A 24,702-nucleotide genomic window follows, 5' to 3' on the forward strand; every position below is an offset into this window, starting at 1 on the left:
TCGTTCTTTGCGTCGCACACTTGTACGTTCGGAAAATAATGGAGCTTTTAGCAGCCAATACACCCGATTAAAAAATCCGCTTTAAATCACTATAATTAGTGATGCTGTATTTTTCTTAAGGTTGCATCTTTACGATATAATTTCTTTTATGAAAAATATTGATCGTATTGTGTTATGGGCAGCCTGTTTATTTTGCTGCAATTTTCTAATGGCGCAAACACCTGTAGCCTATTACCCGTTTAGTGGTAATGCCAATGATGCAACAGGAACATTAAATGGTACTGTACATGGTGCTATGCTTACAACAGACCGGTTTGGCAATGCCAATAGTGCTTATAGTTTTGATGGGGTGGATGATGCTATTAGCTTTGCCGCTTTGCCTATGACCAACACAGATAATTTTACCCTGATGGCATGGGTTAATCCAGCCCTGTTTGATCCTGCAAATCAATTCAATAAAATGATTGTAAGCCTGGGCCCCGGCGAAAATGGATATAATATGGGTATGGGCAATAATAATGGGTCCGGCGGAGGTAATCAGTTGGGGGGCTTATATAATTTGGTATCCTGGTTGCCGAGTGGCGCCTTTTTTAGTACCGTTAATACTTGGTATCATGTAGCCATGGTACGTGAAAATGGGGTAACTAAATTTTATCTTAATGGTGTATTGGCACCTAATACATTTACTGCCGACCCAAACGCTTTTGTAACTGCTTTTCAAATTGGGGGTCAGGATTTTGATCCCACCCATTATTGGAATGGAAAAATTGATGAAGTAAAAATTTATAACCTGGCTTTAACTTCGGAACAGGTGCAGGCTGAATATGCTAACAACGCACAATCGCCCATACCTGCCACTGCATTACAATTATGGTTAAGGGGCGATGATGGTATAACCAAAGATATAAACAACAAAATTAGTGCCTGGGCTGATCAAAGCGCTGCTGGCCGCCAGGTTACCCAAACCATACCCACCAGTCAGCCGGTTTGGGTACGCAATGTGATTAATGGCCATGCGGTAGTGCGTTATGCAGAAGGGGTAAGTGATTTTTTAAGCACTAATTACCGTGGACCTAATACAGAAGAAATAACCATATTTGTTGTTGCACAGGGAGCCAATATTTCCTCGGCGGTTAGGTTTCAAAATGTGTATCCCGGATCTACCGGATATGTAATATATGGCTATACGCATCAGGGTGCCGAAAACGGTTTTTGTGTTAGCAATGATGGCGGTGAATTCAATGGCCTTAATTGTGGTTTTTATAATAATAGTGCATTGCAAATTGGTACTGCACGCTGGAAATCTAATACCACCAATGGTATGCAAACCTTTATAAATGGCGCATTATTAAGACAACGAAACAGTAATAACAGCATGCTGCCCAATGATACTTTGCAAATTGGCACCGGTGGTGCCATTGATGAGAGTACAGTAGGTGATATTGCCGAAATAATTATCTACGACCGTGCATTAACCAATGCAGAACGGCTGCAGGTAGAAACTTATTTGAACCAAAAATATCGTGTTACCAATAATTTAGCAGTTAGCAAACCTGGCAGTGGCAATGCTATTAGTTTTGATGGATTCACCCAATCTGTAAGCATACCCAATTCTGCTGCAAGCAATTTTGGTAGTGGAAATTTTTCGGTGGAATTTTGGTTAAATTCTTCTGGCACAGACAGAGATGAAATATTAATGTCGAAAAGAGATGATGGTTGTGGTGATGGTCAATTATGGGGAGTTTATAAAGTACCTTCCGGTACAGTTTATCTGGAACTTCATAATCCGGGGAATATTAACCAAAGAATTTCTGTTCCCAATGTATTAGATGGCAAATGGCATCACATATCATTTATTAGAAATGGTACTCAACTTTCCGGATTTCGAGATGGTATTCAGGTAGATAATCATAGCGCAACACCCATTAATGTAAACAACTCAGCCGCATTAACTATTGCTACCGGTGCTTGTGCTCCATTTATTGCTGGTGGAGGTTTATTTGAAGGTAAAATAGATGAATTTGAAATCTGGAATATAGCCCTCAGTCAATCAGAATTAAGAGATCGCATGTGTCATAAAATTACTTCCAGCGATCCATTATACATCAACCTGGTAGCCTATTATAATTTTGACGAAAGTTCCGGCACCACAGTGTTTGATGGTACTGTTAATGCCAATAATGGTACCCTTGCCAACAATCCTGCCAGGGTAACCAGTGGAGCACCTATTGGCAATGCCAGCAGCCACGATTATTCCAATACAATTAAAGCAGCCAGCATTACGCAGGCCAATGGAGAAAGCATCGCCATCACATCAACTAATGGTAATCCGGATGGCATACAGTTATACAGCGTAAACGAACAACCCAATACATTGGATGGAATAAATACAATTGGCAACAGCGATGCCTACTTTGGTGTCTTCCAGGTAAATGGTACCAACCCACAATACACCGCCGTGTATAATTATCTTGGTAACCCTTCAGTAACTGCACTAAACGAGGCCAACCTGCAATTATATAACCGGGCAGATAATGCAATAACAAGTTGGGCACCATTGCCTGCGGTACCAAATACCACAGCAAAAACCATTACCGTTAGCGGGGAACATACAGAGTATCTTTTAGGTAAAACAGATATTGCATTGCCATTAACACTCCTTTCATTTACTGCCGCCAAACAAAATAATAGTGTGCAATTAAAATGGACAACCCGCAATGAAATAAACACTGCCAGCTTTGTGGTAGAACGAAGTAATGGCAATAACAATTTTACCGCCATGGGTCAGGTAAAAGCATCAGGCCATATGGCAGGGGCCGCATATCAGCTGCTGGATGCAACACCATATACCACCGGCACCACGCAATATTACCGGCTAAAAATGATTGATAATGATGGCCGTTGGGTATATAGCAATACCATTAAAATAAATAGCAATGCGCAAACAATAGTATCAGTTTATCCAAACCCTGCATCAGCTGTAGTTACCATCAATAGTCATAAAAATCAGCAAGGTATTATTACCAATGCTGCCGGACAAACAATGCGTACCATTACATTAATCAATGGCAGTCAAACACTCCATATAGCCCAATGGCCGGCGGGGCTGTATTTACTAAAAACACAGGATCAGGTAATAAAAATTATCAAAGATTAATAGCTGTAAAAGCAAAATATAAAATAAGGGCTTCCAATAAAAGGAAGCCCTTATAATTTAAAATCTATAAAACATCTGGTACCCGGCAATAGGTGGCAACGGCAGCTTTTTCAATGCTATGCTTTTATACCCTAAGTGCGGCACGAAACCCCCTTGCAGCATAATACGATTCTGCACCGTTATGATACAAAAAAACGGCATTATAGCGCCTGTCGCAAAATAGGGCACCACCCAGTTTTCTTATCTCCTCCGGTGTTTGTACCCAACTGGAAGTTTTGGTATCAAAACTGCCCAGTTGCTGCAATTCGCGGTATTGTGTTTCTGTTAAAAGAGTGCAACCCATGGCCGTAGCCATATCAACCGCATTATTGGCTGGTTTAAATTCTTTTCTTGCCTCCAGCGCTTCGCGGTCGTAACAAACACTTCTGCGGCCCTTGGGGCTTTCTGCGGCGCAATCAATAAAAATATATTCGTCTGTTTTTTTATCATAGCCGGTAATATCAGGTTCGCCGCCGGTATTCTCCATTTGGTGCAGGCACCACATTTTTTCTTTATTGGCTTCCAGTCTGGCCAGTACCTGAGCCCAGGCAATACCTTTATGCCGCTGCATATTTTTTTCAAAACGGTTTTTTACTATGATAAGTAGTTCCTCCTGTTGCGCGGGTAACAACTTCTTTTTACTTGCTGCTGCCATAACATATTATTTTACATTTTCTGCCCTATATCATATTAAAGTTACAAAAGCTGCTATTACTAATTACACCCTGTTAATACTGGTAGCTGCAAAAACCTGGCGCACTAAAAATTTATTACCAAAATACAAACAGCAAACAAATGAATATATTTTTTTTGAGCCAGTCAGTTGGACCATTTACTCAACATTACTTGCGTCGCACACTTGTACAGTGGGAATTTTATGCAGCTTAATTAAACCTTATACTAAATAGGAGTTGTTGTTTGGAAAGAAGAACACTAAATGTTTACATACTGTTCTGTGATAATCAGGGGTGAAATCCCCTTTCCTTATTCTAGTAGACCTTTGTGCTTCAACCTCGTCCATCCATACAATGTGTTCCCTGTCAAACCATGGGTGTTTGCCTGGTGTAAGCAAAGTAAAAGTGCTCTTTTGAAAGGTTGGACTTTGTGTGTTGCCCATTTATAGGTTAGAAAATGATTCCAAGAAACATTTTAGTTTTCTTTTTCTACCAACAACCTTTCACATACAACATTGCTTAATACTTCTTTTTGTCTTTTGCCATAACTAACTACTATTGACTTGTCGAACTGTTCAATTGATTTGATTTTTATTTTTAAGCCTAAACGCATTTCACGGGCATTGAGGAACTTTAAAAAATCGGATGAAGTGTTTATAACGGCGGCTAATTTTACTGTTTCGCCTACTTTGCAATCGCTTAATTTGTTGTATTCTATCCAAACTATTTTTCCGTTTTTGTCTGGTATAGGCGAGCCGTGAGGGTCTACTTTTGGGTAACCTAAAAGTTCATCCATTTTATCAAAAAAAACAGGAGATTGTATATGTTCTATTTGCTCTGCAATATCGTGTACATCTTCCCAACCCATCTTCATTTTGTCTACTAAAAACATCTCGGTCAGGCGATGCTTACGGATAATTAACCCAGCCTCTTTTCTGCCTTTTTCTGTTAAACGTAATGGTTTGTAGCTTTCATAATGAACCAACTTTTTTTCGGATAGCTTTTTCATCATACTGGTTACAGTAGGCATCTTAATGTCAAGGGTTTTGGATAGTTCGGCAACATTTACTTCTCCTGAACCGTTGGAAATGTTGAATAATGCTTTTAAATAGTTTTCTTCTGTGAGTGAATACATAGCGCAAAGCTAATAAAATTTGTTTCCTGAATAGGTATATAATGTTTTGTAAAGAAAATAAAATAGTTAGATAACTCTAACTTATTACTTTTGTATTTCAAAAATGTAAATATGTTGCAAAGGTATTTTTATAAACAGGGTTTAGTATTTATAATTATGGCTATTGTTTTTCAGCTATCTGCAAAGGCTCAAAGTATTGCTGGTGTTGTAAAAGATGCAGCTACAAAGCAACCTATATTTTCCTGCAATGTGCTAATTTTAAGGTCGGGTGTAGGCACAACAACTGATGCCTTTGGGAAATTTAAAATTGGATTTCCTAAAAATATCTCTACTGCAAAACTGGTTTTTTCATCTTTGGGCCACGCATCTGATACTATTCAAATTTTTGGAGAAAAGGATTTTTATGAAATATTCTTAACACCTACACAAGGTATTTTAAACGAAGTAGTGGTTACCGGTGTTTCTAAAGCCATGCTTTTGAGAGAAAACCCCGTTGCTATTGTTAGCGTAGGAATTAAAGCCATTGAAAGCACAATAGAAAGTAATATTATAGATGTATTGGTAAAAAATGTTGCTGGTTTGAATGCTGTAAAAACGGGTCCAAATATTTCCAAACCTTTTATCCGTGGTTTGGGTTATAACAGGGTGCTTACCTTGTACGATGGCATAAGGCAAGAGGGGCAACAATGGGGCGATGAACATGGTATCGAAGTAGATGCCTATAACATTAGCAAAGCCGAAGTAGTAAAAGGTCCTGCAAGTATTATGTATGGTTCGGATGCTGTTGCAGGAGTGGTAAGTTTGATACCTGAAATGTGTGTAAATAATGATGAAAAAATTCAAGGAAAATATTTTAGTGAGTATCAAAGTAACAATGGTTTAGTGGGCAATGGAATAAGATTTACTTATTCAAAAAATCATTGGGCTTATGCATTAAGAGGCTCTTATAGAATTGCAAAAAATTATACCAATAATATTGATGGAAGCGTTTATAACACGGGTTTTAGAGAAATAAACGCTTCGTCAACCATACAATATTTCAGCAAGTATGGTTACTCTAATTTGAACCAAACCCTGTATGATAATTTACAAGGAATACCTGATGGCAGCCGTGATTCGCTTACAAGAAAATTTACCAAACAAATGTATGAAGGCAGCAATGATGATATAAAAAACCGCCTTATTGTCTCGGATGCTGAATTAAATTCATACACACTTAGCCCTTTGCATCAACATATTCAACATTACAGGATTTATAGTAACAGCCATTATAAAGCAGGCAATGGTGATGTAGATTTTTTGTTGGCATTCCAGCAAAATATTCGCAGGGAATACAGCCACCCAACAGCAGCAAAGCAAGCAGGGCTTTTTGTTAGGTTGAACACTTTTAATTATGGCTTTAGATATAATGCACCAACTATTGCTAATATTGAAATTTCGGCTGGTGTTAATGGAATGTATCAAAATAGTAAAAGCAAAGATGCTACTGATTTTCCTATTCCTGATTATAATTTATTTGATATCGGCAGTTTTGTTTTTGCGAAATGGAAAAATGGCAGATTGACCATAAGTGGCGGTTTGAGATATGATACCCGGTACCTGAAAGGAAATGATATTTATACGGCCACTAACCCTGCTAATGGTTTTACTAAACAAGTTTTTCTGCCTGATACCGTTGGGGCTTATTTACAGTTTTCTGCTTTTGATAAAATATTTAATGGCGCTTCACTAAGCATTGGTGCAACCTGCCAACTAAACGAACACATAAACCTGAAAGTCAATGTTTCAAGAGGTTACAGATCACCAGGCATTACAGAATTTGCATCAAATGGTTTAGACCCCGGAGCTCACATCATATATTTGGGGAATAGGAATTTTGTTCCCGAATTTAGTTTTCAGGAAGATATTGGTGTAGATATTCGGTATAAAGATGTTGCGGTAACAGCAAGCGTATTTAACAATAACATTGAACACTATATTTATTTATCGCAATTAACTGATGTAAATGGAAATGCTGTTTTGGATGCACAAGGAAATAAAACTTATCAATATCAACAGGCTAAGGCTCAATTATATGGTTTGGAAGCAACGTTTAGTTTACACCCAACATCCATTAAAGGCTTCTCGTTTGACAATTCTTTTTCATTGATTTATGCCTATAATAGAAAGGCTGATTTTAAAGGAAAGGGCATTGAAGGTGAATATCTGCCTTTAATTCCACCTGCAAAATTGTTAAGCAGCATAAATCAGGAATTTAAAACGAAATCAACAGTTTTTTCTTCTATTAAATTACAAGCAGAGGTTGAATATAATGCTGCACAAAATCGTTATTTGGCTTTGAATAATACTGAAACTGCAACGCCAACTTTTACACTTTTTAATTTTTCAATAAATACACAAATAAATTATTCAAAAACCAACACTTTACAATTTCAGTTACAGGTAAATAATATGTTTGACAAAGCCTATCAATCTAACCTTAGCAGGTTAAAATATTTTGAGTATTATGAAAGTTCACCAAACGGATATGTAGGAATGTATAGTATGGGTAGAAATATTTGTTTAAAAGCCATTGTCCTATTTTAGTATTATCGTTATTATGTTTGTTAGCTCGGCTTTGGCCGTTACTGTTTTGCTGATTAGCCAATTGAAAGTCGTCTGCTGGTCAGCAGCCTTGGTAGATGAAGAATCTTTTGAAAGGTTGGCTTTTTTGTTTCGGCACAGTGTGCCTTCCAAATGTTCCTTAGTATCTATTGGCTTTTTTCGGGTTGCTGGCTATGTCAAAAAACAATAAGATAGCATGCCGCCAAACACCTCTATACATGCTATTAAATAATATATTTTATAAGTGAATCATTCATCATCATGAAACTTATCTTACACATTCTGTATTGTTTATAACATGTATCCATTTTTATTATACTATTTACTGCCGGTGAATTATTATTTTGTACTATGAATTATTATCTTTTGCAATAATGTGTGCACTTATAAAGCCCAATAAAGTATCTCACAGTACAAGAGTGCGACGCAAGTAAAGCCTTATTTCTACGCTAATGCATGGCACAAAAGAATATGTATACTCATTTTTGTTTATTGCATTTATTCAAACAAATTTTTGGTTACAAAAAAGTGTATTGTAGATACTGATAGTTAGAGCGGTATATTATGTATGCACTGTAAATATATTATGACTAAAATCATATTTTACGAAGCAAAGTGTAACATTCCGCTACTACTAGTTTATTACCTTGCAAAATGAAATATTTCACATTTTTAATTTAACCGTATGAAAAAATTATTACCTGCTTTTGTTGCTTTTTTAATTGGCTTTTCTGGCTATGCGCAAACATTTTCACTGGACTGGTTGCGTACTGCAGACAGCTATTTAAAAAGCGGATCTATGCTTGCACGAGATAAAGCAGATAATATAATTGTTGCAGGCAACGCTGTTACTTCTGCTATCTACACACAGAAATACGATAAGTTTGGTAACCTTTTATGGGAGCGTAGTTCCTCATCGGGTATTCAAAGTAATTATGAAGCAGCTACCTGGGCCAATACCGATGCGCAAAACAATGTATATGTTACTGGTTACCGCTATAGTTATAGTTCACAGGCACCTTATCATTTTCCCAATGCCATAGTGGTTTTAAAATACGATGCCGCCGGTAACCTATTATGGAAATTTATTTTACCGGGTTCTTTTGGTCTTACTATTCCCTATAGCTATTCTGCCTTGCAATTTAGAAGCGAAGTAGATTTGAATGGTAATTTATATGTGGCTACATCTGGCAATATTACTGGTAATGCAACACAGGGTTTTGTGTTACTAAAATTAAATCCTGCCGGTACAATGGTATGGAACAGTACCAGCACCGGCGGTGGCGCTGGCGGCTTTTTATCTATGCGTTTAAAAAATAATCAGGTGGTATTAACCGGTTCATCAGCAGCTTATTTTGGTAATGTTGCTACTGTAATGTTTGATACCCTGGGCAATGAACAATGGCGTGCCACTACCACTGAACGTGGTGGACAAGATGTTGAACTGGACGATAACGGCAATGCCTATATTCTTACCGGCAATTACAATGAAGTAAGCCCCACCAGCGGATTGGATATTGTTTTAATGCAATACAATAGCAATGGTGCACAAACGGCCCGGTACAAGTATAATTTTGCCACTACTGAAGTAGGCTACCGCCTTTGCAGAACAGGTACCAACGAATTAGGTATATCGGGCTATGGATATTTTGGAGGCGCGGCAGACTGGCTGGTAATGAAAGTAAATATGAGCAGCGGCGCATTGCAATGGAGTAAAACAGATACCAATAGTTCTTACGATGTGGCCGCCAACAATCTGGTAGGAAATACTAAGGGCGAGCTGTTTGTTACCGGTTATAAACCAAGTGGAAAACCCTTCCCCGGGTATTTGGCCATGGCTACCCGTAAATACCTGGCAAATGGTACCATTTCGTGGACAGCACTATACGATTCTACTGCCAGCCGTGGCACGGCCATTAGTCTGGCAGGCAATGGCAGCATTTATACTTTAGGGTCTAATTATGCCACGGTGCTGCATTATTTTGATCATACTACCACCGGTACCTGTGGTATTAGTGATACTGCACGGGTAAGTAATATCACCAAAACTACGGCTATCATCAACTTTGCAAAAAGTGCAAAAGCCATGGTGTATCATATACAATACAAGGCAGCCAACGCACCCAAATGGATCACCATTTCTACAGATAAACCAAAATATACATTAACAGGTTTATTACCCGCCACCACCTATAGTTACCGTATAGAAAATGTTTGCAGCAGTGGCCCATCGGGCTATGCAAGCATCAGGCAGTTTACTACCGCTGGTATTCCTTATTGTACTACCGGTGCTTTGGATGGAACTACCGATTATATTGCCCATGTGCAGTTTGGCAGTTATGTAGATGGTATTAATAATGGCAGCGGCAGTAATAATGGTTATGCAGACTTTACCTATCTTTCTACCAAAGCGGCCCCCGGCGAAACAGTGAATGGCTTTTTAAGTGCTTCATATTTTGCCCCAATATTTAATGAGGTTTTCAGGGTATGGATCGACTTTAATATGGATGGTGATTTTAACGATGTTGGCGAAAAAGTAATTGAAACGCCAGCTAATGGCATTGGTGATTTTGCAGTATCATTTGTTGTTCCGGCAACAGCAAAACCAGGCAATAACAGAATGCGTGTGGCTATGCAAAACCAAATAGCGCCGCCGGCTTGCGGCACTTATGCTTCGGGAGAAACAGAAGATTACACCTTTACCGTAAAAGCCATAGCCGCCGCACCGGTTATTAGTTTTAATAACGCCAATAATGTACAGCAATTACCGGGCATATTTGCCATAGCACCAAACCCGGCAAAAAGCCTGATAACTATACAACATAATTTTACAGGTAACGCTCCTGTTTACCTAACCATTTTTAATGCAGCTGGTAATACCGTGCTGGCACAAAAACTAACCACCAATAAGTTGGATATAAGTGCGCTACCTGCTGGTTTTTATATGGTGCAGTTAACGCAGGGTCCAAACATTAAACAATCAAAACTTATAATACAACGCTAATTAATATCATCACCGGTTGCATATGCGGCCGGTGATTTTTTTTGAACCATGCAACAGTGCATCCATAAGGCTTTACTTGCGTCGCACACTTGTACGCCAAAGCAGTGGGCAGCAAATGCAATGCTTTTATAATCATGACAAACAAAACAACTATAACTATACAACACTTCATCCATTTTTTAAATTAGTTTTTATGAAAAAGTATTTATTCATTATTGCAGCATTTGTGCTAGCTGCATTCAGTTTATCAGCACAGGTTAGTACGGCATGGGTTAACCAGCCCGGTGGTGTTTCAATTGCAACAGATGCAGCTAATAATGTATATACCGCCAATTGGGATGCAAACCCTGCAGGTGATATTACTCTAACCAAACGCAACACCTCAGGCGCTATCATTTGGCAGGTGCCCTATGATAATACAGATGTAACTACCCGTGAAGTTGCTACCTGGGTAGAAACAGATCATCTGGGCAACATTTTAGTTTCCGGCACCATTCAATCCGGTTTTTCCAATCCGGTAAATGCAGCCAGTATATTAATGAAATTCGACACCAATGGCAACCTGCTTTGGCGAAAAGTATATGAAACCACTTTTGATGGTTCCTATACCAAAAAATGTATAGTAGATGCAGCCAATAATATTTATGTTTTAGGCGCCGGCACAGGGCCTTTAGGCTTTGTAACCAAAGTGAAAAAATTTGCACCCGATGGCAGTACCATCTGGACCTACTATGATAATATTGGAATTGGCGCACCATTGAACTTTAAATTTACACCCGATAATTGTATTGTTTTAGTATGCAGGGGTTCAGTTGCAAATGGGTTTGCCAAAATAGACCTGAATGGAAACAATATCTGGAATTATGCCGGTGTTTTTAGCATCTATACCGGCGATGCAGCAGGCGATAGTTTTGGCAATACCTATATCACCCACGAAGAATATGTATTTAATGGCCGTGGCGAAATAAAAAAACTATCTCCAACAGGTACTTTATTATGGGAACGCTTTCATACTATGGTGGGCTACAGGGTAGAAGTAGGTAACGATAACAACCCCATCATCAGCGGTTTCCCCAACGATGGTAGTGCCGGTGCCGCATTTATGAAATATGATGGCAATGGTAATGTTGTTTGGGCCAATTTGGATGCCGACGGGCCATCACTGGCATTATTGCTTCATTCGCAAATGCAGTTGGATGCAAGTGGCAATGCCTATTTGGCTGCAGGCACTTTATTTGATATGGCTATTTGTAAAATAAACAGCAATGGGGTAGCCGCGTGGACACAAACAACTCCGGGCGGCTTTGCTTATGGGTTTGATATTGGTACAGATAATAATGTGTATGTAGTGGGTGGCAATACAGCCAAATTTGTTCAGCCAACCGCTTTTGTGTGTACCACACCAACAGGTACAACCGCTACCAATATTACCACCGTAAAAGCCAAATTAAACTGGGCGCCGGTAACAGGTGCCGTACAATACGAGGTTTGGGCAAAACCAAGTTCTATTACCCGTTGGAAAAAAGTGCTGGTACCCGGCAATAAAAATTTCCTTAACCTAAATGGGCTAAGCTGTGGCACTACATATGATTGGAAAATTAGAACCATTTGCGATAGCACTGCCACCAATATATCTGCATTCTCGGCAGTACAAAATTTTACTACTGCAACATGTTTTGCAATCGGTGCTTTTCCACAAATAGATAATGCCCGTACAACAACTGCCAATAATATCAATGTATATCCAAACCCCATAAAGGCTAATGGAACTTTATTTTTGCAAGGTATTATTGGTAAGGCAACTTATAACCTGTATACCATTAGCGGACAATCCATAGTAAAGGGCACTACTTCCAATAACACCATACAATTACCAGGCAAGATATTACCGGGTACTTATCTGCTACAACTATCATCAGCTACAGCAATCACCAAAAAGAAAATTGTAGTTATACAATAAGCTTTTATCCAAAGGCTAATTCCAAATATCACCGGTTGCAAATGCGGCCGGTGATATTTTTTTAACTGGGCAGCAGTGCATCTATAAGGTTTTACTTGCGTCGCACACTTGTACAACATAGCCTTGGGCAACAAATACATTTTTTTTTAAAAAGAGTTAGCTTCGTTTCGGCAATTTGTAAGCTCCGCCATTCTGCCACTTACCCAACTACATTTGTTTCTTTTCAATTTTATTGTGATTGGGTAAGTAGGTTGGTAATGCTGCTGATCCATACCAGTTATATATTTCGGCTTCCAATACTTTTTCTTTTATGGTGGGGTCTGTGTCTAATATCGCTTTAGCCTCATCAATTGTTTTAAGATTTAGGATAAATATTCCTCTATAGGTTTTATCATTTTTTCCTAAAGGCCCCGCAACAATTAATTTGCCACTTGCCGCTAAACGTACTATGTTTTCCATATGTCCTTTAAAAAGGCTGTCTAAGATTTTTTTATCTTCAATTTTATTAGGCCCTGTTTTAAGTATTACCAGTATATAACTTTTCATGCCATAATCATCTCCACCTAAAGAATCTGCTAATACTTTATCATAATTTGGATTTGATGATTGACAGAAACCAGTACCGCAATATGCGATGGTTAAAAGTAGCAACAGCAAATATTTCATTTTATTTAATTTTTGAACATGAATAATTATCTACTCAATTTGGGTATATATTGTAAATGCCTTTTTAATGCAACCGTTGGCGTATCCGCCAAAAGATGAAGGTAAATACTATCGTTAATCTTTATTATATGTAGTACATTTAAAATCTCCTGAATTATTGTTTTTGTAAAACGCGGCAGATGCACATGAATAACTTTCTTGTAAATTAACTAAATTCCAATGTGGTTGGCAACAGCAGTAAAAAAAACAAAAATTCATTGTTTATTCTATTTCACAATTAATAACATTGTGCTGGGTTAGAAGCTGAATGTAGGATACAGTTGAAGAGACTGCATCTGTCCGTCGACATAACAAAAATGCAATGTTCCAGCAGTTGTTTAATCTTGGTAGCAGTTTAATTTTAATCTATCTTCATTTAAGTCAATTGAAAACTCCCCAATACTAATTACTAATTGCATAATCTGGTCTAAGTCCTGCACAATGTTGTTGTCTCTGTCAACATTTCTTGGAAAAATGAGAAATTCTATTTCTTTAAATGTCAGCCACCCACCAAGTGAATTGTGTCCTTCAAAACCATTTTGCCAATAGTCAAATCCAATAGTAGTGTCAGCATTTAAATACAGCTCTCCAACAAGGTCGTTTTGAACCTTCTTAAATTCAACTCTTTTCACAATATCAAAACTATTTGCAAGTTTGTCAATAAGCCGAACCCACTTAGCGTTAGACATAAGATGCTGAGAGAATTTTGATATAGCTTTTTCAATTTCTCTGTCAACTTGTTTGTCATTTGCAATAGCCTTCTTCATCCTCCTAAATTTATTTATATCATACCTTCGGGCTATAAATGATTGTATAGCCACAACTGATTGCCTAACTTAACTTGATTGTAAACAGTCGTTATTAATTGGTCGGCTTGTATTGCTGGTAACGTTGGACGGCTTGGCGTTTGTGGTGGTATTTAAAATACGTCAGCCAACAACCGTAGCCGAATAAAGAAAGTACAAAACATATTTTACTGCTCAATAGCATGATGTCTCCTGGAATTAAAGCTGATTAAAGAACAAATGCTGCTGGCTTGTTCGTCGCCCCGCCATAACGCCAAACTGATTGTTACCAGCCATATTGTGTCAGTCGACATGTTTCAACAAATAATGGATTGCATAAATAGCATTCATACAATGGTCATTCCAGTGGTTGTCAAAACTCCATTTTAAGTGCCATAATGCATTTTGCTTCACATCGTCATCTGGGTCGCTAAAGTCTTTCAAAAACGTTTTGATGTCTTTATACATGTCACCTAAATCATCAATTAAGTCGCCACAAACTGATGATGTGTCGTTATGGTTTGTTGGGTCAAAAACCACCCAATAAAACGGGTCACGTAATCTGTCGGCAATAAAAGAAAGTAAATCTCTGATGTCTTTATCAGTTATATCTGTTTCTTCTACATCTCTGTCCGGCAAGTCAAAATCGGGTAATGTTTGACCAAAAGTGTAAAGTTTAATCAGTAGCTTTTGAATATCCGATATGAACGTTTTGTAATTGTCACTTTGATGTGTCTCAAGAAAAGTGCAGAAGTCTTTGGCACTGTCCACAAACGTAATAAAGTCTTTTGTCTGAACGATTTTGTCTACTAACATTATAAGCAAGTTGTGTCAATGTAATATGGCTGGTAATTCCATGATTTATGCTATTAAACGTATTACTGTATAATTGATAATCATTGATTATCAATTATACAGTATGTATTTTTTTAACATCAATCTATTTTAATAGCCTTCATAAAAGCCCAATAAAGTACCCCACCGTACAAGAGTGCGACGCAAGTAAAGCTGATTACAATTCATTGGCCGGGCCAATAGATTTATAAGGCATTGGCCAGCTTTATTACCAGTAATTGGCCCGGTGCATCGCCGGGTTGCAAACTGGATAAATTGATGGTGCAATTGCCGCCGGCATTTTTAAAAGCCAGCTTTTTATTGGAGCCCAAAAGGGTGGCAGTTACCCCTGCACCTGCTGTAAAATTGCGCAGGGTAAACTGTGGCATATAAGCAGGTAAAGTGCAATAGAGGTCTTTGCCCTTTGTGGTAAAAAATGCTTCTACATGGGCCAGATTGGGGCGTGGTTTTACCATTTCGGCAATGCTGTAGCCGGCCATAAAACTTTCGGTTTTTTTCTCGGGCATTTTACCTGCACTCCATTGATAGGATTGTTTATAGGCTTTGGTGCCATAAATGGCATCTCCGTTGGTTTGCAGCCAGTTACCCATATCGGTAAGGCGTTGCTGCATAATTACGGGTATGCGGCCATCGGCTGTAGGGCCAATATCCAGCAATAAATTACCGCCGCGGGAAACAATATCTACCAGCATTAATATTAGGTTGTAACTGCTTTTATAATCTTCCAACTTTTCGTTGCGGTTATAGCCGTAGGAGTGGCCAATGCCCTGGCTTTCTTCCCAAATTACGCTGGCATCCATACCGCTGCCATATTCTGATGTGGCATAGGTGGCACCTGTATTTCTGCTACGGGTATTATTGCCCCATCTGTCGTCTACCACTACTTCATTTGCCACTGGCGACTGGTTAAATAGCCAGGCCAGTAATTCTTCGCTATGCCAGGCGGTATCGGGCAGGTCCCACTCACCATCAGAGAAAATGATAGAAGGCTTGTAGGTGTTTACCAGGTCTTTAAACTGGGGTATCATATGTTCGTTTACATAGCGCTTTTTGTCGGTTAACCAAAGCGGATTAAACCATTCGTACAGGGAATAGTAAAAGCCCATTTTTAAACCTGCAGCTCTTACGGAGTTGGTAAGATCGCCCAGCAAATCGCGTTGGGGAGTACCGGTAACGGCGTTCCAGGGCCGGTTCCAGGTACGGTCGGCCTCGGCACTGTTCCAAAGGCAATAGCCTTCATGGTGTTTGGAAGTAAGTACCACATAACGGGCACCCGATTTTTTAAATACATCGGCCCATTGATCGGGGTTAAATAATTCTGCCTTAAACTGTTTTTCGAATTGAGGATATAAGAAATCGGCCCCAAAATTTTTATCGTGAAAAGCTTTAAAGTCTTTTTGTTTTTCGTTTAGGCGGTACCAGTACCACTCGCTATAGCTATAGCCGCTATTCGGAATTACCGGTGCATAGGAGGGCACAGCATATACACCCCAGTGTATAAAAATGCCAAATTTATCCTGTTGAAACCAGGCGGGCATTTTACGGGTGTTTAGCGATGCCCAGTTGGGCTGAAACTGCTGTGCAAATGCAGCACAAAAGCCTATTACTGCAGCACATGTTAAGAGTATTTTTTTCATATTGCTTGGGTTTGTTAGATAATTGTTTTAGTTAAGTTACCAATGATGCATACAACTACTGTGGTGTAAATAGCTGTTATTTTTTGTTGCCTGTTGTTTTGCGGTACAAGTGTGCGACGCAAGTAAAGACCAGCTATGTTGTGTTGCTGGGCTCATAACGAAAATAGTAATCTGGTTATTGAATGGCCCTGTCTAAATGTACATATCCACCATCTATATGAAAATGCTGCCCCGTGGTATGGCTCGATTTTTCGGAGAGCAGAAATGCGGCCATATTGGCTATTTCTTCGGCGGTGGTCATGCGTTTTTCCAATGGTATGCGCTCGGTTATTTGTTTTAATTTTTCCTGGGGGTTGCTAAATGTTTTTATCCAGGAATCGTACAGAGGGGTATAACATTCTGCCACAATAATCGCGTTGGCCCTAATACCATAGGGCAGTAATTCTACGGCCCACTCACGGGTTAGTGCATTGCGCCCACCATTGGCGGCGGCATAGGCCGATGTGCCGCCCTGACCGGTTTCGGCAGTTTTTGAACTAATATTTACAATATGCCCCTTGCTTTGTTTTAAATAAGGCAATGCATAATGTGCCATCAGGTAATAATGTACCAGGTTGCGGTGCAGAGATTGCATAAAACCTTCGTAACTGCCATTTTCGAGGCTAACACCATCGTTTACACCGGCATTATTTACCAGGCCCTCAATACGTCCAAACTGTTGTATAGCAGCGGCAACGGCATTTTTACAATCGGCTTCGCGGGTTAACTCCGCCACTACCTGAAAAGCCTGTCCACCGGCAGCAGTAATTTGTTGTACTGTGCGTTCATTGTCAGCCTTATCGCGGCCAATAATAACGGGGATAGCGCCTTCCCGGGCCAATACATGTGCAATACCTTCGCCAATACCTTTGGCGCCGCCGGTAACAATAATAACTTTGTTTTGTAACCCTAATTCCATATGGCTATATTTAAATTAACTGATAAAATCTACTGGCATTACCACCCCAAAAGCCTGCTTGTTCTTCTGCAGAAAAACCTGACAAATAAGCTGTGGGAATAGAACAAATATCTTTGTACCCACCGGCCACATTGCATACCGGCCAATCGCTGCCAAACATGGTTCTTTGTGTACCAAAAGCACCAAATACTACGTCCAGATAAGGTGTAAAATCTGCTGGTTGCCAATTATGCCAATCGGCTTCGGTAACCATGCCCGATACTTTACAGTATACATTTTCAAAGGCGCCCAGTGCTTTTATATAGGTAGCCCATGGTTCTATTGTTTGTTTGCTGATATAAGGTTTGGCAATATGATCAATTACAAAAAGCTGGTTGGGGAAGCGTTGTACAAATTTTAGTGCTGCAGGAAATTGGTGGGGGTAAATTAAAATATCATAGGTAAACCCATAAGGCTGCAGCTGAGCGATACCGTTGCAAAAATCGGCGCGCAATAAAAAATCTGCATCAGGCTCAGCTTGTACCACATGCCTGAAACCTTTTAGTAACGGAAACTGTGCATAGTGTTGCAGTTGTGTGGCAATATCGCTGGAAGTAAAATCTGCCCAGCCTACTACGCCTTTTATAAAACTATTGCTGGCTGCATATTGCAGCAAATCAGTAATTTCTGTAGCAGAGGTTTCGCATTGTACGGTAACGCAACCATCAAAACCATTTTGTTGCAGGTGCGGAAAAATATCTGCAGGCAAAAAATCTTTTTGCAGTACAGACATGCTATCGTCTATCCAGCTATGTTTAACAGCATTGTATTGCCAAAAATGCTGATGACTGTCTATTTTCATGGTTTACCTGTTAGTATAGCAAAGTACATATTTTTTATGCCTTAACCATTATTGAAAATACCCATTTTGCAGCGAATTTTACCGCGGGTGTCTTGGTTTTGTAATACTGCCATGCTATTTGGTTTTTGCTGCCATAGTTCAGGAACGTACAAGTGTGCGACGCAAGTGCAGTTGCTGCCTGCGATACAGCCGGTATCATAATAATGACTGTTAAAAAATTACGACTATTGTTTTTGAATCTGCAGTTCCTCCCATGGTGTGGTGCCATCTTTTTCACGGGTAAAAATATGCTGATGGCTTTGGCCAATTACAATTTCGGCAGTGGTATAAATTATATTGCCCGGCAGCAGGTGGCCGCCAATGGTGGTGCCGGTGCTATCGCTGATACTCATGTGCAGGTGCGAGCCATTAATACTTACGGTACCGGTTAAAGATACTATTTCAAAATGCCCTTGCAGGCTGCTGCCATTGGGTTGGTTGGCATACCTAAGATTGGTTTGGGTAAGGCTGCCTACGCATGTCATAATCCAGCCGGCGGTAATATGTTCTCTGGCAACCAGGCTATCTATTTCCTGTTGCAGGTCCTGCCCGGGTTTTAACCTAATGGCGTGTATGGTAACGGGTGTTTGTTGCATATTGGGTGTGGTATTACATTGCAGTGAAATAACTGCCAGCAGCAACAATAAGTAATATTTCATGTTTCAGCAATTAGTAGGGCGCAATATAAACCCTAAAACAATACTTCAATAATTAAAGCAAAACAGGATGGGCTATTTTGCCATTGCTTCCTCTTTGGTTTTGCCAAGGACTGGTTTGTAACTAATACCTGCGGGAAATACATAGATGTTTAACACTTTTAGGAGCCAGACTAATAGCATACACTGAGCTTTACTTGCGTCGCACACTTGTGCCGCAGAATAAGTCTGGGCTGTTTAGATAACTGCAAACTGCCGATTCAAATACAGCACGCACAAGCGTGCGACGCAACGGCTGCGGCATAGCATTACCAGTGTCCGGCCAACAATGTTGTAATATTTTATTGCACCATTGGCGTACCATGCCATACACCAGACCCATAGGTGGTGATATATATTTTATCGGGATGAATAGGATCTGCAATAATGCGGTGCCCCCAATGAAAATCGTACCCTTTAATGGTTTGCCAGCTATTACCATTATCATCGCTGCGGTAAGCCGCTTTATTAAATGTATTGCAATAGAACCTGCCCTTGTGAAAAGGATCTACCGTAACTGCATATACATATTGGTTTTTATCGAAAATGGACGACCAGGTATTTCCACCATCCACTGAGCGAAAGATGCCGCCGTTCATAGGTATCATTGTATTGCCTCCATTGGCCTTTGTAATATCGCCACCCACCAAATCGCTTAGGTCAATACTGGCCCAGCAGGCCAGATAAATAGTATTGGAATTTCCCGGATCGGTTGTAATATTTACCGGGAAAAAAGGATGGGATGTTACGTTTAATGGTTGCCAGCTATCGCCCCCATTGATGGAACGGTACACGGCGCCGGAATAATAAGCCATGCCCTTTTTACCATCTGCATGTTCAGGAGTGGGGGCTACTGTTATAAAAAGTGTTCCATTAGCTGCTATGCTAATATTAAAGACGCAGGTATTGGCTTCAATACCATTGTTTTTTAACTGCCAGGTTTTACCATCATCCACTGATTTATATATGCCTTTATTGTAAATGGCCGCATACAGGGTGCGGTTACCCGACACTGAGCTGGTATCTATTGCAATGCAGGTGGTTAAAGCATCATCACCAATACCGGTGGTTTGGGGTACCCAGTTATTGCCCCCATCTTCCGAAACACAAATGCCCCCTTTAAAATTGGTTTTCCAGGCTGGGTTGCGGGTCATTTTGCCGCGTGGTATATCGTGCATACCCGACCATGCTGCCCATAATTTATTTTTTACTTTAGGGTCAAAGACCACCCAGTAACAGGTATTTACCCAAGCCGCAGGTACGCCACTAACACTACGTTGCCAGCTTTTACCCCCATTATAAGAATGATGATACCCAATATCAGTAAAACTAATCGCAACATGATTACTATCAAATGGGTCAACATGCACACCATAGGCCGTAGTAACGTCAAGTCCGCCACTGCTAAAAGTGCCATCTGCAGCAGGCTTGCTATAGATTTGCTGCCAGGTATTACCGCCATCCATGGTTTTCATTACCCGGTACCAATCTGTAATTACACATATATTGCCGTTATGCGGGTACACGCCGGCATCGGCTAATTGTATAAACTCGCCACCAAAAGCTGGTTCAGTCCAGGCATCTTGTAAATTGGCCACACCCACCCCATCTTTAACGCCATATTGGGCGCTGCCGCCGCCACCTTTCCAAACCCATTTCCACTGCTTACCTGCATTGGTAGTGGCAAGGGTACCATACCAGTAAATGGTGGTATCGTTTGTTTTTTTGGTTTCGTATAAGCTGCAAACCACATAGGCTTTTTCGGCCTCAAATGCAGCGCAGGCAATTTTGGTATAGCCGGGCTGGCCTGTTTGGCTATTGGTAATAAGGCTATCTGTAATAGTATGCCAGCTAAGCCCGTTATCGGTAGATGACCATATATCTGTACGTGTACTTATGCCAGCAATCAACTGAGCTTTTCTGTTGTGCAGGGCGTAGAGTACCAACTTGCCATTGGCGGCCATGGTGCCACCTGCAAACGAAAATGCGGGTTGCATAGCGGCGGGTAATGGCCTTGCTTTTATTTGATGGGTGGTTTTATTAAACACATAGGTGCTGCCTTCAGTAAAAATAAATACCTCGTTTTTTAAGCCGGTTGTATTGGTATAAATATAATCGGCAGGTTGTTGCAATGGAATGGTGGCCCATGTTTTACCGCCATTGGCGGAATAAAAGAAATGGGCACCCATGGTACAGAATAGATACCCATTTACGGCATCAACACAAATGGCATTAATAGTGCCATAGCTGCTTTTGTACAAACTGTTGGGAGTGGTGGTAATGGTACATTCTGCATGATCGCCACTATAACTAATTTCGGTAATTTCTGCGGGAGCCGGAAAAATTTGCTGCCATGTTTTACCGCCATCAATAGATTTTTGCAAGGCAATACCGCCTGCATAAATAATATTAGAATCGGCAGCATCATAAGCAAAACTGTGGCTGCCATTGGCAAAATTAATCTGCGAATAATCTGTACCGCCATTATGTGTAAGATAGGCCCCTGTCATATCGCAACGCAACATAAAATTATTGGGTGAGTGATAGGAGAATGTTGGAATATAGGTTGCTCCGCCACCACCTGGCCCAATTTTTTGCCAGTTTGCCGGTGACTGCCCCAACAGCACATTGTGTTGCGCCACACAAATTAATAACAGTAAAACCAATATCAATATTTGTTTTCCTTTTGTATGCATGATGCTATTTCCATTAAAATATACTGCAAAGTATTTATTAGTTAATTAAAGCTCTTATAGAAAATAGTGCAAACGCTTGTGCCCGTTTGGCGTTGCAGGTACTGTTTGCCAAACCACCTGCAAAAACTGTTTTTGAGGTGTTGTTATGAATAGTAGCTTTATTACTCGTTTTGGTATGTATTAACTGTTATATTTCAACGGCTTTTGCTTGCTGCAAGTTTACCCATAAAGTTGTTTGTCAAATTTTATATAAACTGTAGCTGCCATTTGTACAACCGATAAAGTGTTTGCGACGCAACAAAGATGCTATAATACATAACTGCTGGTATCTAAATGTAAATAATTAAACTGCTGCTACTCTCCAAATAAATAGCTTAAAGCTTACCCCCCAATGAATTTTCATTTACGCCGTTTAAAAACTTTTGCATGCTTTTTATACTGTGTTCTGGCAAACTGTATGCGCAGGATAGTGCTGCCCCCTGCCAGGTGAAAATGGTAAATATTATGGGCTCGTATGCAGGAGAATGTAAGAATGGCTTTGCTATTGGAAAAGGCGAAGCCAAAGGCGCTGACCGCTATGTGGGGCTTTTTAAAAATGGTTTAACAAATGGTAAAGGCACTTATTATTATGGCGACAACTTATATTATTCAGGCAATTTTCAGGATGGTTTAAAGGAAGGCAAAGGCGAAATTCATAATCTTAGAAGCAATACCAAGGATAGTTTAATTGCCGGCTTCTGGAGTGCCGATGAGTACAGGGGCAAAAAATATATAACCTATACATTTAGCAATACTGCCATATTCGATCAGGTAAATATTAATCCTTCCTCCGAAGGTGGAAACACCATCACCATCAGTACTTCAAACAATCTGATACTTACCAATTTAATTGCCACCGATAGCAACTTTTTAAAGCAATTAAATGTTTTTGCCAGCCCAACCAAACGTACTTCTACTTACGAAGTAGATAAATTTCCTGCCAGGTTTGAAGCAGTTTTTTCCAATGGGCAGGCCTGTAATATTGAATTATATAAACAGGCCAACTGGAAAATTGAACTGCTGGTATATCGGCTCAAGTAATACATACAGCAGCGTTTGCCGTTTTTTATACCGGGCCATGATAGTATAATGATACATCCTTGCGTCGCACACTTGTACAGCGGGTAATGCGATGGGGCTTTATTATAAATGGTTTTGGTTTGGTATAAAGCACAGAAAGTGTATAAAATCTAGAAGCGATTACGGGAGTGATAAAATCCCTAATTTTTTTTCGCCACTTTTGGAATTCCCGCCAACTGGCTTTGATTTAAAATACGATTTAGTATAGGCCCAATAAAGTTTCTCACCGTACAAGTGTGCGACGCAATGGATTTACCATTGAAATCCTTTGGCCCGGCTCCGCTCACTACCTAATTTAAAAAAATAACAGCACTCAAAATAATTGGGAACGATAGTTTTATTTCAAAGCTCTGCCAAAAGTTAGTTGTCTTTTTTACAAATCATAAATCCAAACTTTCTCACACTTCGTAACTAATAAAAATAAAAATTTATGAAAACATTAAACCTTGCCAAATTTATTTGTTACGCATGTACAGCGGGTATTTTGACAACTGTTATTTCCTGCAAAAAAACAAATGTGACACAATCGCTTAATGCGGCAAATGCTTCACAGATTGATGATTTGCTTGCGGGGCGTGAAAAAAACGGGTTATACGCATCTGCGGCTGATACCGCTGCTGCAGTAAATAATTTGTATTTATACAAAATATCGGCAACTGAAATACAGGAGAAAATGCAGTATGCAACCAATGCAAAAGATGGTAATGGTGTATTTTACAATAAGCTTACCGATGAGCTGTACCAATTAAGCCGTAAAAACAAAACATTGTATGTTTTTGCAAATGCCTCTTCAATGAGTGGTGCACCTTCGCCCTCAAGATCATTTACAGATAATAGTTTGAGTAGTGGAAGAGAAATTGCGTACGATGGCAAGAGGGATATTTTATATGTATCGAACAATACAGACAGTTCCATCAGGGTTTACAGAAACTTTACTTCTTTATCTGGCTTGGTAACCGGCGATGTATTAAAAATTGCAGGGCAGCCATGGGGCATTACTTTCGACAGAAAGGGAAACAGGCTTGTTGTAGTAATGGATCAGGCCGCTATGCGCCTTGATATATTTGATGCGCCGGATATTTTGGCTGCAGGAACTGTAACTTCCAGCCGCTCTATAAATATAACTAATAGGCCAAACGGAACTTATAGCCGCCTGCATGGCATAGATTATAATTACGATATTGATGCATTGGTTGTTACAGAAATTGGCGAAGCTACAGCTCCGCTAGTTGCTACAGAAGGCAAACCGGCTTTTAATGCAGATGGTGGTATTTATGTAATTAAAAATGCAGCATCTAAACTTGCATCAGGCGGAACAATTGCTGCTGATACACAAATTTATGGCGAAAATACAGGTTTGGGTAACCCGGTAGACGTATCTGCAAGATGGGCAAATGGCAAACCTTATATTTTTGTAGCAGAAAAGGCAAATAAGAAACTCATGATCTTCGATCTTACAAGTGGCGGCGATGTTGCCCCCGCACGTTTTATAACCACTGCCTATTCACCTGAAGCTATTACTTTAACAGAGTAAAAATGCAACGCTGAATCTAACCTCTGAAAAAGAAAAAGGGCATGCGTTTAAGCATGCCCTTTTTCTTTTTCTTGGCCACAGATTAATTTTCATTAGGGCCTTAAATAGTTGTATTATTTTTTTTAGTAGCCAGGCCACATAACTCTTTGTTGCCTTACTTACACTCTTGTGCTGAAGGAATTACTATAGTACAAGAGTGCGACGCAAGTAAGGCCGCCGGTAGCGCTAATGCCCGACTCATAAAAAACCTGTATTTGGCCGTTTT

The 24,702-nt window shown here is 39.8% G+C and carries 16 protein-coding genes; 6 read left to right on the forward strand and 10 right to left on the reverse strand.

Annotation, left to right across the window (positions count from 1 at the left end; genetic code table 11):
* The first annotated feature begins 148 nt into the window (after positions 1 to 148).
* Complete coding sequence (locus tag GD597_RS15640; protein WP_171608828.1) at positions 149 to 3,157, forward strand: LamG-like jellyroll fold domain-containing protein; 3,009 nt, start codon at positions 149 to 151, stop codon at positions 3,155 to 3,157.
* Between the two features lie 124 nt (positions 3,158 to 3,281).
* On the opposite strand, the gene GD597_RS15645 is transcribed toward GD597_RS15640, so the two are convergent.
* Together GD597_RS15645 and GD597_RS15650 are read right to left on the reverse strand one after the other, a co-directional pair.
* The gene (locus GD597_RS15645) at positions 3,282 to 3,851 is read right to left on the reverse strand and encodes a DUF4256 domain-containing protein (protein ID WP_171608829.1); all 570 of its coding nucleotides are present in this window, start codon (positions 3,849 to 3,851) and stop codon (positions 3,282 to 3,284) included.
* Between the two features lie 494 nt (positions 3,852 to 4,345).
* Entirely contained in the window at positions 4,346 to 5,005 is a 660-nt protein-coding gene (locus tag GD597_RS15650) for a metal-dependent transcriptional regulator (protein WP_171608830.1), read from the reverse strand.
* Positions 5,006 to 5,116: 111 nt separating this feature from the next.
* Here GD597_RS15650 and GD597_RS15655 point away from each other — a divergent pair, with 111 nt between their 5' ends.
* The 3 genes from GD597_RS15655 to GD597_RS15665 all read left to right on the forward strand — a co-directional run bounded on the left by GD597_RS15655 (position 5,117) and on the right by GD597_RS15665 (position 12,573).
* The gene (locus GD597_RS15655; protein ID WP_171608831.1) at positions 5,117 to 7,591 is read left to right on the forward strand and encodes a TonB-dependent receptor; all 2,475 of its coding nucleotides are present in this window, start codon (positions 5,117 to 5,119) and stop codon (positions 7,589 to 7,591) included.
* A 703-nt stretch (positions 7,592 to 8,294) separates the two neighbouring features.
* Positions 8,295 to 10,613 (forward strand): GEVED domain-containing protein, encoded by a 2,319-nt coding sequence (locus tag GD597_RS15660; RefSeq protein WP_171608832.1) that lies wholly within the window; start codon positions 8,295 to 8,297, stop codon positions 10,611 to 10,613.
* A 193-nt stretch (positions 10,614 to 10,806) separates the two neighbouring features.
* A complete protein-coding gene (locus GD597_RS15665; RefSeq protein WP_171608833.1) occupies positions 10,807 to 12,573 on the forward strand; it encodes a T9SS type A sorting domain-containing protein in 1,767 nt (588 codons plus the stop codon).
* Between the two features lie 207 nt (positions 12,574 to 12,780).
* On the opposite strand, the gene GD597_RS15670 is transcribed toward GD597_RS15665, so the two are convergent.
* The 8 genes from GD597_RS15670 to GD597_RS15705 form a co-directional block, all read right to left on the reverse strand.
* Positions 12,781 to 13,239 (reverse strand): YciI family protein, encoded by a 459-nt coding sequence (locus GD597_RS15670; RefSeq protein ID WP_171608834.1) that lies wholly within the window; start codon positions 13,237 to 13,239, stop codon positions 12,781 to 12,783.
* Positions 13,240 to 13,616: 377 nt separating this feature from the next.
* Positions 13,617 to 14,045 carry a hypothetical protein gene (locus GD597_RS15675; protein WP_171608835.1) on the reverse strand — a complete coding sequence of 143 codons (429 nt, stop codon included), beginning with the start codon at positions 14,043 to 14,045 and terminating at the stop codon, positions 13,617 to 13,619.
* A gap of 321 nt (positions 14,046 to 14,366) precedes the next feature.
* Positions 14,367 to 14,879, reverse strand: coding sequence for a DUF5063 domain-containing protein (locus tag GD597_RS15680; RefSeq protein ID WP_171608836.1), 513 nt, complete (start codon positions 14,877 to 14,879; stop codon positions 14,367 to 14,369).
* Positions 14,880 to 15,103: 224 nt separating this feature from the next.
* Positions 15,104 to 16,555, reverse strand: a complete 1,452-nt coding sequence (locus GD597_RS15685) for an alpha-L-fucosidase (RefSeq protein ID WP_171608837.1) — start codon at positions 16,553 to 16,555, stop codon at positions 15,104 to 15,106.
* 175 nt (positions 16,556 to 16,730) lie between these two features.
* The gene (locus tag GD597_RS15690) at positions 16,731 to 17,513 is read right to left on the reverse strand and encodes an L-fucose dehydrogenase (protein ID WP_171608838.1); all 783 of its coding nucleotides are present in this window, start codon (positions 17,511 to 17,513) and stop codon (positions 16,731 to 16,733) included.
* Between the two features lie 10 nt (positions 17,514 to 17,523).
* Positions 17,524 to 18,354, reverse strand: a complete 831-nt coding sequence (locus GD597_RS15695; protein ID WP_171608839.1) for an amidohydrolase family protein — start codon at positions 18,352 to 18,354, stop codon at positions 17,524 to 17,526.
* Between the two features lie 224 nt (positions 18,355 to 18,578).
* Positions 18,579 to 19,052 (reverse strand): PPC domain-containing DNA-binding protein, encoded by a 474-nt coding sequence (locus tag GD597_RS15700; protein ID WP_216368603.1) that lies wholly within the window; start codon positions 19,050 to 19,052, stop codon positions 18,579 to 18,581.
* 338 nt (positions 19,053 to 19,390) lie between these two features.
* Positions 19,391 to 21,784 (reverse strand): sialidase family protein, encoded by a 2,394-nt coding sequence (locus tag GD597_RS15705; protein WP_171608840.1) that lies wholly within the window; start codon positions 21,782 to 21,784, stop codon positions 19,391 to 19,393.
* 426 nt (positions 21,785 to 22,210) lie between these two features.
* On the opposite strand from GD597_RS15705, the gene GD597_RS15710 reads away from it, so the two are divergent.
* Both GD597_RS15710 and GD597_RS15715 read left to right on the forward strand, forming a co-directional pair.
* A complete protein-coding gene (locus tag GD597_RS15710; protein WP_171608841.1) occupies positions 22,211 to 22,864 on the forward strand; it encodes an MORN repeat-containing protein in 654 nt (217 codons plus the stop codon).
* 469 nt (positions 22,865 to 23,333) lie between these two features.
* Entirely contained in the window at positions 23,334 to 24,437 is a 1,104-nt protein-coding gene (locus GD597_RS15715) for a YncE family protein (protein ID WP_171608842.1), read from the forward strand.
* Positions 24,438 to 24,702: the final 265 nt, after the last annotated feature.

It is taken from the genome of Limnovirga soli (assembly GCF_013106755.1).
Taxonomy (GTDB): domain Bacteria; phylum Bacteroidota; class Bacteroidia; order Chitinophagales; family Chitinophagaceae; genus Limnovirga; species Limnovirga soli.